This window comes from Catenuloplanes nepalensis (assembly GCF_030811575.1).
In the GTDB taxonomy this organism is placed as follows: Bacteria; Actinomycetota; Actinomycetes; order Mycobacteriales; family Micromonosporaceae; genus Catenuloplanes; species Catenuloplanes nepalensis.
Map to the genome: position 1 here is coordinate 2,793,731 of NZ_JAUSRA010000001.1, position 15,643 is coordinate 2,809,373.

7 protein-coding genes are annotated in these 15,643 nt (G+C 72.4%); 5 read left to right on the top strand and 2 right to left on the bottom strand.

What is annotated here, in order from left to right:
- Window positions 1-10: 10 nt before the first annotated feature.
- From J2S43_RS11715 to J2S43_RS11730, 4 genes are all read left to right on the top strand, one after another.
- The gene (locus tag J2S43_RS11715; RefSeq protein WP_306828939.1) at window positions 11-6,676 is read left to right on the top strand and encodes a neuraminidase-like domain-containing protein; all 6,666 of its coding nucleotides are present in this window, start codon (window positions 11-13) and stop codon (window positions 6,674-6,676) included.
- Between the two features lie 27 nt (window positions 6,677-6,703).
- Window positions 6,704-10,072 carry a Tc toxin subunit A-related protein gene (locus tag J2S43_RS11720; protein WP_306828941.1) on the top strand — a complete coding sequence of 1,123 codons (3,369 nt, stop codon included), beginning with the start codon at window positions 6,704-6,706 and terminating at the stop codon, window positions 10,070-10,072.
- A gap of 386 nt (window positions 10,073-10,458) precedes the next feature.
- On the top strand, window positions 10,459-11,637 hold the full coding sequence (locus tag J2S43_RS11725) for a VWA domain-containing protein (RefSeq protein WP_306828942.1): 1,179 nt from the start codon (window positions 10,459-10,461) through the stop codon (window positions 11,635-11,637).
- Window positions 11,634-12,809: a vWA domain-containing protein gene (locus J2S43_RS11730; protein WP_306828945.1), complete on the top strand. Its 1,176-nt coding sequence runs from the start codon at window positions 11,634-11,636 to the stop codon at window positions 12,807-12,809. Before J2S43_RS11725 ends, J2S43_RS11730 begins: the two co-directional genes overlap by 4 nt.
- 207 nt (window positions 12,810-13,016) lie before the next feature.
- Here the strand turns inward: J2S43_RS11730 and J2S43_RS11735 are convergent, their stop codons facing one another.
- Window positions 13,017-14,108 (bottom strand): DICT sensory domain-containing protein, encoded by a 1,092-nt coding sequence (locus J2S43_RS11735; RefSeq protein WP_306828946.1) that lies wholly within the window; start codon window positions 14,106-14,108, stop codon window positions 13,017-13,019.
- A gap of 85 nt (window positions 14,109-14,193) precedes the next feature.
- Here J2S43_RS11735 and J2S43_RS11740 point away from each other — a divergent pair, with 85 nt between their 5' ends.
- Window positions 14,194-15,204, top strand: a complete 1,011-nt coding sequence (locus J2S43_RS11740) for a hypothetical protein (RefSeq protein ID WP_306828947.1) — start codon at window positions 14,194-14,196, stop codon at window positions 15,202-15,204.
- A 161-nt stretch (window positions 15,205-15,365) separates the two neighbouring features.
- On the opposite strand, the gene J2S43_RS11745 is transcribed toward J2S43_RS11740, so the two are convergent.
- Window positions 15,366-15,554 carry a hypothetical protein gene (locus J2S43_RS11745; protein ID WP_306828949.1) on the bottom strand — a complete coding sequence of 63 codons (189 nt, stop codon included), beginning with the start codon at window positions 15,552-15,554 and terminating at the stop codon, window positions 15,366-15,368.
- Between the last annotated feature and the right edge of the window lie 89 nt (window positions 15,555-15,643).

Here is a 15,643-nt window from a genome sequence, read left to right on the forward strand (position 1 = left end):
GGAGGGTGCCATGAACACGATGGATCCCGAGCGCTCCGGCGACGACCAGCGGTACGAGGTGGACGGCCGGGTCACCAGCCTCACCAGCGCGGCCCTCGGCGGTCTGCGCGTGGTGGTGGTCGACAAACGGGTGGGCGGCGACGAGTCGCTGTCCACCGCCACCACCGACGCGCGCGGCGCGTTCACGGCCTCGTTCCGGCAGGAGGACCTGGAGAAGCACGGCAAGATCGAACCCGACATCCAGGTCCGGATCCAGCTCGGCCAGCGGCTGCTGACCACGTCCGAGGTCCGGTACAATGCGGGCCGGCACGAGACGTTCCTCATCCTGCTGGACGAGACCGCCACCGGCCAGCTGCGCTCCGAGCACGAGACGCTGACCGGCGCGATCTCCGCGTTCTTCGACGGTGATCTGAGCACGTTGCAGGAGACCGACACCCGGCAGGACGTCACCTACCTGGCCAACAAGTCCGGCTGGGACGCCCGCGCGGTCGCGCTCGCCTCGCTGGCCGCCCAGTTCAGCGCGGGCGCGACCGACCTCGCCCGCCGGGACGCGGGGCCGGACACGGACGCGACCGGGCTGGCCGCGCCACTCTTCTACGCGCTGTTCCGCTCCGGCGTACCGGCCAACCCGGCCGCGCTCTACCGCACGCCGCCGAAGACAGTCGAGGCGATCTGGAAGCGGGCCGCCGGCGAGGGGGTCATCCCGTCCGGGCTCGCGGACACCATCCCGGCCGCGGTGACCCAGTTCCAGAAGGTCGCCGCCGCGCAGCTGCTGGACTCCGGCCCGGTCGCCGGGGTCTCCTCGCTGAAGGACCTGCTCACCGCGACGCTGCCGGCCGATACGCAGCGCCGCACCTTCACCGAGCTGTACGTCCGCTTCGGCGACGACCCGGCCCGGCTGTGGACCGAGGTGCAGGGCAAGCTGGGCGAGGCGACCACCCGCCGGCTGCGGGTCAACGGCCAGCTCTCCTACCTGACGCTGAACAACGCGTCGCTGATCGCGCGGCTGCACAACACGGTCGGCGGCGGGATCGCCAACCCGTCACAGCTCGCCGCGGCGGGCTTCCACAAGGAGGCGAAGTGGCGGCAGACGCTCGCCAGTGACCCGCTCCCGCCGGAGATCCCCGGCGGGAACGACGCGGAGAAGCGCGACAACTACGCCGCGCTGCTCGCCGCGCAGGTGCGGCTCAGCTTCCCGACCGCGGTCGTCGGCCAGATGATCGCGGCCGGCGAGACACCGATCGCCGGCCAGGACGCACGCACCAAGGTGCGGGCCTTCCTGGCCGAGCAGGATGGCCGGTTCGAGATCGGGATGCAGCCGATCGACCAGTTCGTGGCGCGGGCCGGGCTGACCGTCGACCCGGCCGTACCCCGGGAGATCGGCCGCATCCAGCGCGTCTACCAGATCACGCCGGACGACGCCGCGATGAACGGGCTGCTCGGGGCCGGCGTCGACTCCGCCGCCGCGGTGGTCCGCTACGACCGCGCCGAGTTCGTCCGCGCGTTCACCGGGCCGGCCGGCGGCGCCGAGCGGGCGGGCGCGATCCATGACAAGGCCGCGCAGGTGCACGGCGCGGTGGTCAACGTCGCGCTCGCGTTCCTCGCCGCCCGCACCGCGCCCGGCATCGGCGTGCACTCGCCCGCCTCGATCATCGCGCCGTCGCCGCAGCCGCCGGCGCACGCGGCCGACGTGCTCGCCTACGGCGCGCTGGAGCAGCTGTTCGGCGAGATGGACTACTGCCCGTGCGACCACTGCCGGTCCGTGCTCAGCCCGGCCGCGTACCTGGTCGATCTGCTGCTCTTCGCCGACCGGCCGGCCGGCGAGATCCCGGCCGGGTTCAGCAACCCGCAGACCGTGCTGCTGGAACGCCGGCCGGACCTGGCGAACACGCCGCTCACCTGTGAGAACACGACGACGCCGCTGCCGTACATCGACGTGGTGAACGAGACGCTGGAACACTACGTGACGAACGCGCACTCGCTCGCCGGGTACACCGGGCACGACACCGGCGACCGGGTGCCGCCGGAGGAACTGCTCGCCAGCCCGCAGTACGTCACCGAGGCCGCGTACACGGTGCTGGCCGGGGAGTCATTCCCGCCGCCGCTGCCGTTCCACCAGCCGCTGGAGAGCCTGCGCCGGTTCTTCGCCCGATTCGACGCGCCGCTGCCGGCCGTGATGGCGGCGCTGCGCCGCACCGACGACCTGGACCCGGCCGGCACCGACTACGGATGGCGGGACATCCGGCTGGAGACACTGGGGATGTCCCGGGCGGAGCAGCGCCTCCTGACCGAGCGCGCGGCCGACGTGATGTCCACCGTCAAGCGGCTCTACGGCTTTGACCCGGCGACGCCGGACGCGGACGTTCGCGCGACGCTGGACAACGCGCGCACGTTCTGCCGCCGGACCGGGATCACCTACACCGAGCTGACCGACATCCTGCGCACCCGATTCGTCAACCCCGGCTCGCATCTGGTGCCCCGGCTGGAGCGGCTCGGCGTGCCGTTCTCGACGCTGGCCGCGCTCAAGGCCGGCACGATCACCGACGACCGGTTCCTGGCCATGCTCAGCCCCAAGCTCGACCCGGCCCAGTACGGCGGTGACGTCGTCGCGTGGGTGAAGAACGACATCAACTTCCGCCGGATCATGGGCATCCTCACGCTCGTCGACCCGGTGCATCCGCAGGGCAGCGGCAGCTTCGACACGGTCGAGCTGCGGTACGCCGACCCGGCGCCGGCCGCGAGCCGGCTGCGGGCGTTCGAGTTCGTCCGGCTGATGCGCTTCATCCGGCTCTGGCGCGCGCTCGGCTGGTCGATCGCCCGGACCGACACCGCGATCACCGCGCTCTACCCGGCGGCGCAGCTGCCGGATCAGCCGGCCGAGGCGGTCAACCTGGAGCGCCTCGACGCCGGCATGCGCGTGCTGCTGCCCGCGCTCGGCGTGGTCCGCGAGGCGATGGACACGCTGCGACTGGAGGCGACCGGCCTGCCGTCGCTGCTGGCGCTCGCCGGGCGGATCGACACCCACGGCGAGGACTCCCTCTACCGGCGGCTGTTCCTCGCGCCGTCCACACTCGACGCCGCGTTCGCCGAGGACGGCTTCGGGGGCTATCTCGTCGATCCGAATGCGCGGCTGCTCGACCACGCGGGCGCGCTGCGGTCCGCGTTCGCGCTGTCCGCCACCGAGTTCGCCGAGATCAGCGACGCGCTGGGGCACACCGCCGGCACCGCGCTGACCATCGACACGGTCACCGCGGTGTTCCGCCGCGCCTGGCTGTCCCGCCGGCTGCGGCTCAGCGCCCGCGAACTGAACCTGCTGATCAGGTGCACCGGCCACGACCCGTTCGGCCCGCCCGACCCGGTGCGCCCGGGGCTGCTGCGGCTGACCGAACTGCTGGCCCGGACGCGCGATCGCGGCCTCACCCCGGCCCAGGTGCTCTACCTGTTCTGGAACGAGGACCTGAGCCGTCGCTCCGCGCCCACCGCCGATGAGCTGGCCACGGTCGCCCGCACGCTGCGGGCCGCCTTCGACGCGGTGGAGGCGGAGTACACGCGGGTGGACGATCCGGACGGCACGATCGCCCGCGCGCAGATGGCGCTCGCCTACGGCACCGAGGCCACCGACCTGTTCTTCGGGCTGCTCGACCGCACGCTGGTCAGCTCCGCCGCGTACCACCAGGACGCGCCGGAGTTGGCCGCGGCGGTGCTGGCGGCCGCGCCCGGCCAGATCGGCTACGACGCGTTCCGCAAACTGCTGCTCTGCCGTGGCGTGCTCACCACGGCCGTCCGGGACGCGCTGAAGGGCGCGGCCGGGGTCTCGACCGCGTTCCGTACCGCGGTGGACGTGCTGTTCGCACAGAGCCAGGCGGTCGTCGCGCCGTTCTTCGCCCGCTACCCGGAGCTGCGCCCGCTGCACGACGCCTACCTGGCCTCGACCGACCCGATCGAACGCCGCCGGACCGTACTGCTGGAGGCGTTCCTGCCGGACCTGAAGCGCTGGCGCAAGCGGCAGCAGGCGCTGCTGACGGCCGGCGCGGCCGCGGGCACCGACCCGGGGACGGCCACCGCGGTGCTGGACGACCCGGCCGCGCTGCACGCGGCCGGGGACCCGGCCCGGCCGGCGACCGACGACCTGACCGCGGCCGAGACGCGCGGTCTGACCACGCGGATCTTCCACGCGGCCACCGCGACCGGCAACCCGGCCGTGGTCCGGCCGGCCGAGACGAACCTGGACTACGCGCCCGGCCCGAACCCGCTGCCGGCCAACACCACCACGCCCGGCGCGGCCATCTCCGGCATCTGGGCCGGCGCGGTCGAGCCGCCGCAGAACGGCCTCTACAACCTCTTCGTCGAGGCCGACACCACCGCGCAGGTGACGCTCACGCTGGACGGGACCGCGGTGCCGCTGTCCAGTGCCGGCGGTGTCTGGCAGAACAGCGCGCCGGTCACGCTACGCGCCGGCACGGCGTACCCGATCGTGCTGACCGTGGCGAACGTGCGCACCCGTCTCGCGGTCCGCTGGCAGACCGCCGGGCGCGGCCTGGAGGCGATCCCGGCCTCCTACCTGCACCCGGCGGCGATGCTGGAGGACCTGCGCCTGACGTACACCCGGTTCCGCAAGGCCGTGGCGCTCGCGGAGGCGACCCGGCTGACCGCGCCCGAACTGGCGCATCTGGCCGCGGACCCGGCGCTGCGGATCAGCGGCCGGGGCTGGCTCAACCGGCTGCCGGTGACCGGCACCGCGACCGGGGGCATCAGCGCCGGCCTGCTGACCGCACTGACCGCGGTGCTCGACCTCACCCGGGTCAAGGCGGCGCTGCCGGTCGCCGACGAGCGATTCCTCGAGGTGCTGCGCCGGCCCACGGCCGCGCCGCTGCTGGCGCTGACCGGCTGGACGCAGGACTCGCTGACCGCGGTGCTCACCCGCTTCGGCGTCTCGGTCGGCGAGCTGCGGCGCACCGCGGTGCTGGCCCGGGTGCACGACGCGCTGCACTGGGCGGGCGTGCTCGGCGTGCCGGCCGGCACGCTGATCGCGGCGACCACCAACGAGCCAGCCGCGGCCGTGGTCCGTGATCTGCAGGCCGCGCTGCGCGCCCGGTACGACACGGCCGGATGGCTGGACGTGCTCAAGCCGATCAACGACGAGTTGCGCACCGCGCAACGGGACGCGCTGGTCGCGCACATCCTGCACCGCATGCGCGCCAACCCGGCCTCCGCCCACATCGACACGCCGGAGAAGCTGTTCGAGTTCTTCCTGATGGACGTGCGGATGGACGCGTCCATCCTGACCTCGCGGATCCGGCACGCGCTGTCGTCGGTGCAGCTCTTCGTCGAGCGATGCCTGATGAACCTGGAGCCGCGCGTCTCCCCGCGCAGCATCAACGCCCGGCAGTGGGAGTGGATGAAGCGGTACCGGGTCTGGGAGGCCAACCGGAAGGTCTTCCTCTACCCGGAGAACTGGCTGGAACCGGAGCTACGCGACGACCAGTCGCCGTTCTTCCGGGAGGCGATGAGCGAACTGCTGCAGGGCGACATCACCGAGGACCGCGCCGCCCAGGCGTACGTCGGGTACCTCGCCAAGCTCGACGAGGTCGCCAAGCTGGAGACCTGCGCCGTGCACTACGAGGAGAACTCGGAGGGCACCGCGGACGACGTGGTGCACGTGGTCGGGCGCACGGCCGGGGCGAAGCGGAAATACCTCTACCGGCGCCGGGAGGCGATGGCCTGGTCGCCGTGGGAGCGAATCGGGCTGGACGTCGAAGACAACCCGGTGCTGCCGCTGGTCTGGAACGACCGGCTGTTCCTCTTCTGGCTCAAGATCGTTCTGGAAGCGGAGGACCAGGCGCCGCCGTCGCCGCCGAACGCCTCGCTGGCGACCGTGAACGCCTCCGACGTGTTCCCCGACCGGGTGCCCAGGACCGTGGTCAAGGCGATCCTGGCCTGGTCGGAGCGGGTGGGCGGCGCCTGGCAGCCGGCCCGCACGTCCGACCCGGCCGGGCCGCTGCACATCGGCACGTTCGATCGCACCGGCGCCAGCGCCTTCGACCGGAGCCGGCTGCAGCTGGCCGCGCTGTTCTGGACCGACGGCGCGGTCCGGATCATCGTCACCAGCCAGAACGGCATCGGTACGTCGTTCTTCCTGCACAACCCGTTCAGCGCGCCGGAGCTGCGACCGTCCAAGAAGGACCCGCACTTCCAGCCGAAGCGCACGCTGGACACCACCACGGACGTGCTGAAGGCCTCCTACGAGCGCGGCGGTGCCGCCCACACCGTGCTCAACAACATCACCCCGGACCGTACGGTGGAGCCGCGTCACCCGCTCGGCGGCGACCCGTGGAGCCCGCCGTTCTTCTACGAGGACGCCCGGCACTCGTTCTACGTCAGCACCACCGAGCGGCTGGTGACCGTGCCGCAGTGGAACGACATCGGCATCGTGCCCTGGTACCGCAAGCCGACCGCGGAGATCCCGAAGCTGGTGCTCACGCCGGAGCGGATCGTGCCGATCGGGCCGGGCGTGCCGGTCACCCGCCAGCCCGGGTTCGGCGTCGTCGACCCGGTGCCGATCCGGCAGTTCGTCACCGAGGACGTCTACATCAGCAAGGCGCTCGGCACCGCCGGGACCGTGCGGTTCAACGCCCGGGACATCGGGCCGTCCGGTAGTCAGATCGTGGTCCGCTGACCACGGCCGGGAGAGGAGACGACAGCGATGCCCGCCACGCCCATCAGCCTCGTCGGCTATCACCTGAACCGGGACGCGTACTTCGTCCTGCGCAACCCCGGCATGCTGACCTTCAAGCAGCAGTCGGAGTTCACGTACACCTTCGAGAACTTCTTCCACCCGTTCGTCGGCCAGCTGATCTCGCAGCTGAACCGGAAGTCACTGCCCGGCGTGCTCGACCCGGCCTTCCAGGCCGGCCTGGCCCACGAGTTCTTCACCGCGCTCTACACGCCGCAGAACACCGCGACCACCAAGGTCCGGTCGTTCCCGAAGGAGATCGACGTACGGGAGGGCGGTCCGTACGCGGTCTACAACTGGGAGCTGTTCTTCCACCTGCCGCTCACCGTGGCCGTGCACCTGAGCAAGAACCAGCGGTTCGCCGAGGCGCAGCGGTGGTTCCACCACATCTTCGACCCGACCGCGAACGACACGTCCGTACCGTCGCCGCAGCGCTTCTGGAAGTTCCTCGCGTTCCGCGACGGCGGCGCCGGCGGGCAGATCGATGAGGCGCTGGCCGTCCTCAGCAAACCGGCCGCCGAGTGCACGCCGGACGAGCTCGAGCTCAAGGGCAAGATCCTGGCCGGGTACGAGGCGATCCGGAACCGCCCATTCCAGCCGCACGCGGTGGCCCGAACTCGGCACCTGTCCTACATGTACTACGTCGTGATGAAATATCTGGACAATCTGGTCGCGTGGGGCGATCACCTCTACCGCCAGGACACCATCGAGTCGATCAACGAGGCCACCCAGCTGTACGTGCTGGCGGCGAACATCCTCGGCGCCCGGCCCGAGGCGGTGCCCACCCGCGGGCGCACCCGGCCACGAACGTTCGCCCAGCTCAAGGCGCAAGGGCTGGACCCGACCGGCAACGTGCTGGTTGCCCTGGAGGGCGCCTTCCCGTTCAACCTCGGCATCCCGTCCGGCACCGCGACCGCGGACGCGTCCGCCCCGCTGTTCGGCCTCGGCCGCACGCTGTACTTCTGCGTCCCCCGCAACGACCGCATGCTCGGCTACTGGGACACGGTCGCCGACCGCCTGTCGAAGATCCGGCACGGCCTCAACCTGGCCGGCGCGGCCCGCCCGCTCGCGCTCTTCGACCCGCCGATCGACCCCGGCATGCTGGTCAAGGCCGCCGCGGCCGGGATCGACATCGGCGCGGTGGTGGCCGGCCTGCACCAGCCGGTCAGTCCGGTCCGCGCCCAGGTGCTCATCCAGAAGGCGCTGGAGCTGTGCGCGGAGGTGCGCGGCCTGGGCAACACCCTGCTGTCCGCGATCGAGAAGGGCGACGGCGAACGGCTGGCGCTGCTGCGTCAGAGCCACGAGACGAAGATCCAGCAACTGCAGCGGGAAGCCCGTTTCCTCCAGTGGAAGCAGGCGCAGGAGGCGACCGAGGCGCTGATCCGGACCCGCGCCGCCGTACTCGAACGCTACCGCTACTACCTGCGCCTGCTCGGCGCCGCGCCGGACGCCGCGGCGACACCGGAGGCGATCGGCCTCGACCGCCGCCCGCTCACCGAGGAGACGTTCGACGAGGCGTACGCCGCGCTCGTCGGCCGCTACGACCGGCCCGTGCCCGCCCCGCAGTACCCGAGACTCAGCATGCAGGACGGCGACTCCCCGGCCCGGCAGGCCGGCGCGCAGGGCCCCGGCCGGCTCGCGCTGACCACCGACGAGAGCGACGAGCTGGGCCACCTCGGCTCCGCCCGCGACCTCGGCCTGGCCGCCTCGATCGTGGACGCGACCGGGTCCGCCATGGTCTTCATCCCGGACATCAACGCCGACCTGCACTACTGGGGGCTCGGCGGCACCGTGAAGATCAACGTCGGCACCGCCATCCTCAAGGTCCTGGAGATCACCGCGAAGGGGCTCCAGGCCGGCGCCGCCTGGGAACGCGACCAGGCCGGCATCGCGTCCCGCACCGCCGCCCACGCCCGCCGCGCCGACGACTGGACGCTGCAGGTCAACCTGGCCGCACGCGAGCTGCAGAGCATCGGACGGCAGATCATCACGTCGCTGATCGCCGAGCAGCTCGCCGGTCGCGAGTACCGCACGGCCCAGCAGCAGATCACCCACGCCGAGGAGACGGACCGGTTCCTGCGGGACAAGTTCACCAGCGCCGAGCTGTACACCTGGATGCAGGGCGAGCTGTCCCGGCTCTACTACGAGCACTACCGGTTCGCGTTCGACCTGGCCCGGCGTGCCGAGCAGACGCTCAAGCGCGAGCTGATGCGCCCCGAGCTGGATGCGAAGACGCTGGTGGCGTTCAACTACTGGGACGGCGGGCGCAAGGGACTGCTGTCCGGGGAGGCGCTCTACCTCGACGTCAAGCGGATGGAGCTGGCCTACCACGAACACAACCTGCGCGAGTATGAGCTGACGACGCACGTCAGCCTGCTCCAGCTGGACCCGATGGCGCTCATCGCGCTGCGGGCCACCGGCCGCTGCGTGGTGCGGCTGCCGGAGTCGCTGTTCGACATGGACGGACCCGGCCACTACTTCCGCCGGATCAGGTCGGTCGCGGTCAGCGTGCCGTGCGTGACCGGCCCGTACAGCGGCGTGCACTGCAGGCTCACGCTGCTGACCAGCAGCGTCCGCGTGTCGACCGGCACGGCCGAGGGCTATCCGCGGACCGGTCTGGAGGACGGCCGGTTCCAGGACTGGTTCGCCGGCGCGCAGTCCATCGTGGCCAGCGGCGGTGTCCAGGACGACGGCCTGTTCGAGTCCGGCGCACGCGACGAGCGCTACCTTCCGTTCGAGAACGCCGGTGCGATCAGCGAGTGGCGGCTCGAACTACCCGGCGACCCCAGTCGGGGCGAGCCCACCCGGTTCGACTACGCCACCATCTCCGACGTGGTGCTGCACCTGCGCTACACCGCCCGGGACGGGGGCGCGACCCTGCGGGCGCCGGCCGTCCAGCAGATCAGGGACCTGATCGGCACGGCCCAGGTGCACGGCGCGATGCGGTTGTTCTCCGTCCGGCAGGAGTTTCCCGGCGAGTGGGCGCGGTTCCTCACGGGTACGCCCGCCGCCGGCCACCGCCGGGAACTGACCTTCACGCCGGGGCCCGAGCACTACCCGTACTGGAGCAACGGTCACCTGGGCGCCGTGGCGCGCGTCGACCTGATCGCCCGGACCGCCGCCGGCGAGCCGGTGCCGGCCACGCTCACCGTCGCCGACCGGGCCGAGAACGCCGGCGCGGTGACCGACGTGCTCGGCCGTACCGCCGCGCTCGACGACCTTCTGGTCGGACGGCTGGCCACGGTGCCGTTGCCCGCCACGCCGACCGCAACGATCCGTCTCCACCTCGACGACATCGCGCTCGACGACCTGTGGGTGGCCGTCACCTGGGCCGGATGACCGGCCGCCGCAACGCGGGCGGCCGGCACCTCAGGCCACGGTGATGGCGATCTTGCCGAGCGTGCCGCTGGCGGCGGCGAGCCGGTCGAGTGCGGCGATGGGGGTACGGATGGGGCCGCGCAACCGCTGCCGGACCCGCCCGCGCCCCGCGCGATCTACCGCGCCATGCTCCATTCCAGCCGCCAGCGAGGCGGGAAGCGCCGAGGCTGATCCCAGCGGCGGCGGTGCCGGATCGGGCCGCCTGACCTGACCGTTCGAGGGCGGCTGTGTCGCTTGTGGCCGGAACCGTGGCCGGCCGATGTCGGGTTCGGGACAACGTCGGCGGCGGGGTTGACCATCGGCGATACAAAGAGGCCCTGCGGATGCTCAGCGGGGGGACTTCAGAGGTGGCGCGCGACCAGGCCGACGTCAACGTGACCGGGTCGTCCGGTGTCCAGATCGGGCACCACGGGCGGCAGTACAACTTCTTCGGGATCAATCTGCCGCGCAGCGTGCAGGTGGCGGTGATCTCGGTGCTCGCGCTGGGCGTGATCGCGGGCGGGGCCGCCGCGGTCGTGAGATACGTGTTGCCGCAGTTCGCGCCGACCTACAAGACCGAGTTCCTGATCGACGCGTCCGCGGCCGCGGACCCAGCCGGGCTCGCGGAGATCACCGAGTCGCTGGGGAGCGTGGTCGGCAACTCCGGCGACCGGGATTCGCTGGCGCTGCGCAGCTTCGGCGGCGAGTGCGGCGCGGCGGACAACACCACCCAGCTGGTCGACTTCGGCACCGGCAACCGGGACGCGATCGCGGCGGCCGCCGCGGGCGTGCGCGGCGGCGGGACGGCCACGCTGCAACGCGGCATCGTGCAGGCGATCGAGGACTTCAGCCGCCCGTTCGCGCAGCACGCCAAGCAGGTCAACCGGATCGTCGTGGTGACACGGCAGGGCTCGGACGGCTGCGACACGGACTCCGCCTACGTGCAGCGGGAGATCAGCGACCGGATCGAGGCGGCCGGGCTGGAGATCGAGTTCCGGATGATCGGCTATCAGGTCGAGGGTGCGCAGCAGAACCAGCTGGCGCAGCTCGCGGCCGGCTCCGGCGCGCCCGAGCCGATGTTCGTCGAGACCTCGGCCGGCCTGGACGCCGCGCTCGACTGGTTCACCAACGTGGAACCGGTGCTGCGCAACGCGAAGGCCGTGATCGACGTGCTCAACCCGACGGTGAACACCGTCAACGAGGCGGTCGCCGCGACCATGGACGGCCGGCTCGACGTGGCCGAGCGCCGGATCGGCTCGGCGAAGGACGCGATCACGGCCGCGGACGCCGCGTTCGAGGACCTGGACGGCCGCACCGGCACCGAGGCGGCCGCGGACCTGAACCGGCGCGCCCGAAAACTGAAGGACCTGCAGCGTGGCGTGGTCGAGTCCGCGGAGACGCTGCTCGCGGACGCGCGCGACGGGCGGCCGCTCGGGCCGGGGCACACCGCGTTCGCCGCGGTCGCGGAAGGCTACAACGCCGAGGTCGACGCCATGAACAACGCGCTGGCCGCGCTGCGCGCCACCGCTCCGAAGGGGACCCGATGAACCGTACCCGCCGATGGTTGTTGATCTCCGGGGTCTTCGTCGCGGTCGCCGCGATCGCGATCGGGACCGCCGTGGTGCTGCGGGCCGTGCCAGATCACCGGATGACGTTCCTGGTCGACAGCTCGGCCGGGGGCGACATGAACGCGATCCGCGCTGCCGTCGGCGCCGTGGCCGGCAACACCGGCGACCGTGACTCGCTGGCGCTGCGCCGGTTCGGCGGCGAGTGCGGCACCGGCGACACCACGCGTGAGCTGGTCGGCGCGGGCGCCGGAAACAAACAGAAGATCAGTGACGCCATGGGTACGGTGCAGGCCGCCGGCCGCCCCGCACTGCTCGACGGCGTGCTGGCCGCGATCGACGACTTCGATCGGCGCTACCCGTTCCGCGGCCGGCTCGGCAACCGGATCATCGTGATCGCCCACCACGGCACCGACGCCTGCCACACCGACCAGGCCGCGGTCACCGCGCGCATCCAGGACCGGCTCCGCGACAGCGGCCTCGACCTCGACTTCCGGTTCGTCGGCTTCGCGGTGCCGGAGGCGGAGCGGGAGAGCTTCACGCTGCTGGCCGGCGCGGCGGGCGCGGGCCAGCCGGTGTTCCCGCAGACCTCGGCCGACCTGGAGGCGGTGCTGGACCAGCTGACCGTCCCCGACCTGCCGGAAGCCTCCGAGATCACGCTCCCCGCACCGCCGGACCCGACCGTCGGCTGGACCGCGTTCGCCAGCACCGACCAAGGCTATTCGCTGCGCTACCCACCGTCCTGGGTCTCCGAGGAGTGCCGGCTCGACCCCAGCTTCAACCACTGGCTGGCCGAACGCGCGGACCTGATCCCGGAGTGCGTGCCGACCGACTTCATCTACTACCGGGTGTGGCTGCGCACCGGCGAGGCCACCGGCCCGATCGACACGCCCAGCGCGGAGTTCTACACCGACATCGAGGTGTCCGAGGTGACCACCGCGGGCGGCGCGACCGGGCAGCGGTCCTCGGCCGTGATGGGACCGAGCGAGTTCAGCGGCGCGCAGAACGAGGGCGACCGGCTGATCACCTACCAGTTCGACGCCGCCGGCACGCGCTACACGCTGACGCTCGCGATCTACGGCGACGAGCCGTCCGCCCAGCTGATCGCCGACTTCGACCTGATGGTGATGAACACGTTCCGCATCGAGGGGTGACGACCGGCTCAATAGACCGGGACCGCCGGCGCCGGCGCCTTCGCCGCCCTCGTCCGCACGCGACAGCCCGGATTCGACGGCGGAACTCGGCGTCTGACCGTGAGGTTGCCGTTCGGCATCCTGACTGGACTCGCGCCGAGGGCGATGGACCAGTCGGCCGTCGTGTCCGCGATGCGTCGCACCGATGACCCGCGGCGGTGCGGCGGGTCAGGCGTCGAGCGGGTCGTCGTCCAGTTGGGCGATCGGGACGTTCTCCTGTTCGGCCCAGTCCAGGGCCGCGATGATGCGGTCGGCCGGGAACGGGCGGCGGCGGGTCGTCATGACGAGCAGGTAGGCGCGGTCCGGCAGGAACGCGTTGCCGGCCGCGGCCGCGGCGAGGTCGGCCTGCAACTGGTGGGCGGCCCGCACCGCGTCGTCCATCGTGCGCGCCGGCAGCATCAGCAGGAAGTCGTCGTCGGACAGGCGGGTGAGCCGGTCGGTGTCGCGCAGCACCCGGGTCAGCACCGCCAGCAGGCCCTCGTTGCGCAGCGCGCCGGTGCGCCGGCCGGTCTGCTCCGGCAGCCGGTGCGGCGCGGGCACCCGCACGCCCAGCAACGCCACCGGCAGCGTGCCGGACGCCTCCCCGGCCCAGCGGCGGATCTCGTCCGCTCCGGCCGGTGCCGTCCGGTCCGCCGCCCCGGCCTGCCGGCGCAGCGCGGTCAGCTCGGTCCCGGTCCGCTCCGCGTGCGCGATCAGCAGCGCGGCGAGCGCGTCCGCGCGGCTCTCCCCGGCACCGGCGGGCACATCCCGCACGTAGGACAGCACGTCGGAGAACGCGGCCCGCGCGTCCGGGGACAGCCGGCCGGCGAACGCGGCCTGGATCTCGAGCGCCTTGTGCAGCGCGTCGTCGCGGCGCAGACTCCACCGGCCGTCGAAGAGCCGGCCCGCCTCCAGCGTCGCGGCGGTGCCGTCGACCTCCTCGCGGTCGTGCGCCGACAGCAGCGCGCCGAACCGGGGCGTGAGGACCAGGACCGTCCACTCCCGCGCGTACGCCTCGTCGGGGTTCAGCGTGACCAGGTGCGCCCCGGCCGGCAGCGGGCCCGTCTGATCGCCGACCAGGCCGACGACGGTGACCGCGGCCCGCTCCGCTATCCGCTCGTAGACCTGCCGCTCCCGGGTGAAGTAGGGCAGCCGCTGGAACAGCGCCACAACCAGCATCGGGCCGTCCTCGGCCGCGGCCAGCGCCGCGCGTTCGATCGCGTGCGAGACGGTGACCAGGGCCGACTTGGTGAAGAGTTTCGCGTTCCGGGGAGCGGGCACAGCGGCAGCCTAGAGAAGACCGATGGTTGCCGCAGTGCGAGCAGTCCGTACCCCCGGCGGAATCCTCGTGTCCTATGATCCGGCCGTGCTGTCCCGTCTGTTCCGCCGCGGCCCGCGCCCGGCACCGCCCGTCATCGACGCCGACCGGGCCATGGATGATCTCGTGCTGCGCGCCGCCCGCGACACCGCCCACCGGACCGGCGATTGGACCGCGCTGCGCGACGTGGTCGCCGAGACCGGCACCGACTGGGAACGCCGCACGTTCCGGCTCCGCGTGCTCGGCGAGGACGCGTCGACCGCGGAGGGCGCCTGGCTCGACGACTGGCAGGAGCGCGAGCCGGACGACCCGGCCGCGGCCCTGATCTACGCGGAGGCGCTGGACCGCCGCGCCGGCAAGGCCCGTGGTGGCGCGTCCGCCCGCAACACCACGCGCGAGCAGTTCGCCGAGTTCCAGGCGCTCTCCGCGCAGTCCGTCGCGGCCGGCCGCCGCGCGCTCGACCTGGCCGGCCCGGACGATCCCAGCCCGCTGATCCTGCTGCTCAACGGCGCGTTCGCGGCCCGCACCGCGGACACGCCCGAGTTCGATGCGCAGGTCGCGGAGGCGCTGCGGCGCTCCCCGTACCACTTCGAACTGCACCTGACCCTGGTCAGTCTGTACTGCGAGAAGTGGTTCGGGTCGCACTCCCGCATGTTCGAGGCGGCCCGCACCGTGGCCGCTGCCGCGCCCGACGGCGCGAACGCGGTGATGCTGCCGTACCTGGCCCACTTCGAGTATGCGATGCGCGAGTTCGGCTGGGACCGGCGCGACAAGCACTCGCTCGCCGCCGCCGCCGACTACTTCCGCCGCCCGGAGGTTCAGGACGAACTGGACACCTGGGCGGCGAAGTGGCAGGCCGGCGCGCCGCACCCGCCCGGCCGCGCGATGACCTGCCGGCACTGGCTCGCGCTCGCCGCCTTCCTCGGCCGCCGCAAGGACCTGGCCCGCGCCACGTTCGACGAGATCGGCACCTACCACGGCGCCACGGTCGCCTGGGGCTACTTCCTTCCCGGCGCCGGCAGCGGCTTCCTGGCCGCCTGGGAATGGGCACACGACTAGAGCCTGTATCGAAGTGGGGGCCGGAGCGAGGCGAGGTCCAGGTGTCGTCTGGGTGCGCGGCGCGGAAGCCCTCATACCGGTGTTGTATGTGGGCTTTTGCGCCGTGCGGCCAGGCGGCGCCTGGGCCACGCCGCAGCCCGTCTCCCACTTCGATACAGGCTCTAGAGCTGGGAAGGCGAACCGCCGAGAATCAAACCCTCGAAGGACAGCCGCACGCCGAAGATCAAACCCTCGAAGGACATCTTCCCGCTTCCGGCGTGGTGCGGCCCGCATGCTCCCGCGGGCAAACCCGCGGCGGCCTCCGCCGCCGCTCCGGTCGCCGCGTCGGAGCCGTCGACGTCGCTGGTCATCAAAACCCACGCGGCCCCGCCACCGCTCATCGACTGTGCCGCGCCGCCGGAAGCGTCTCCCGCGCCGCCGGAAGCGTCTCCCGCGCCGC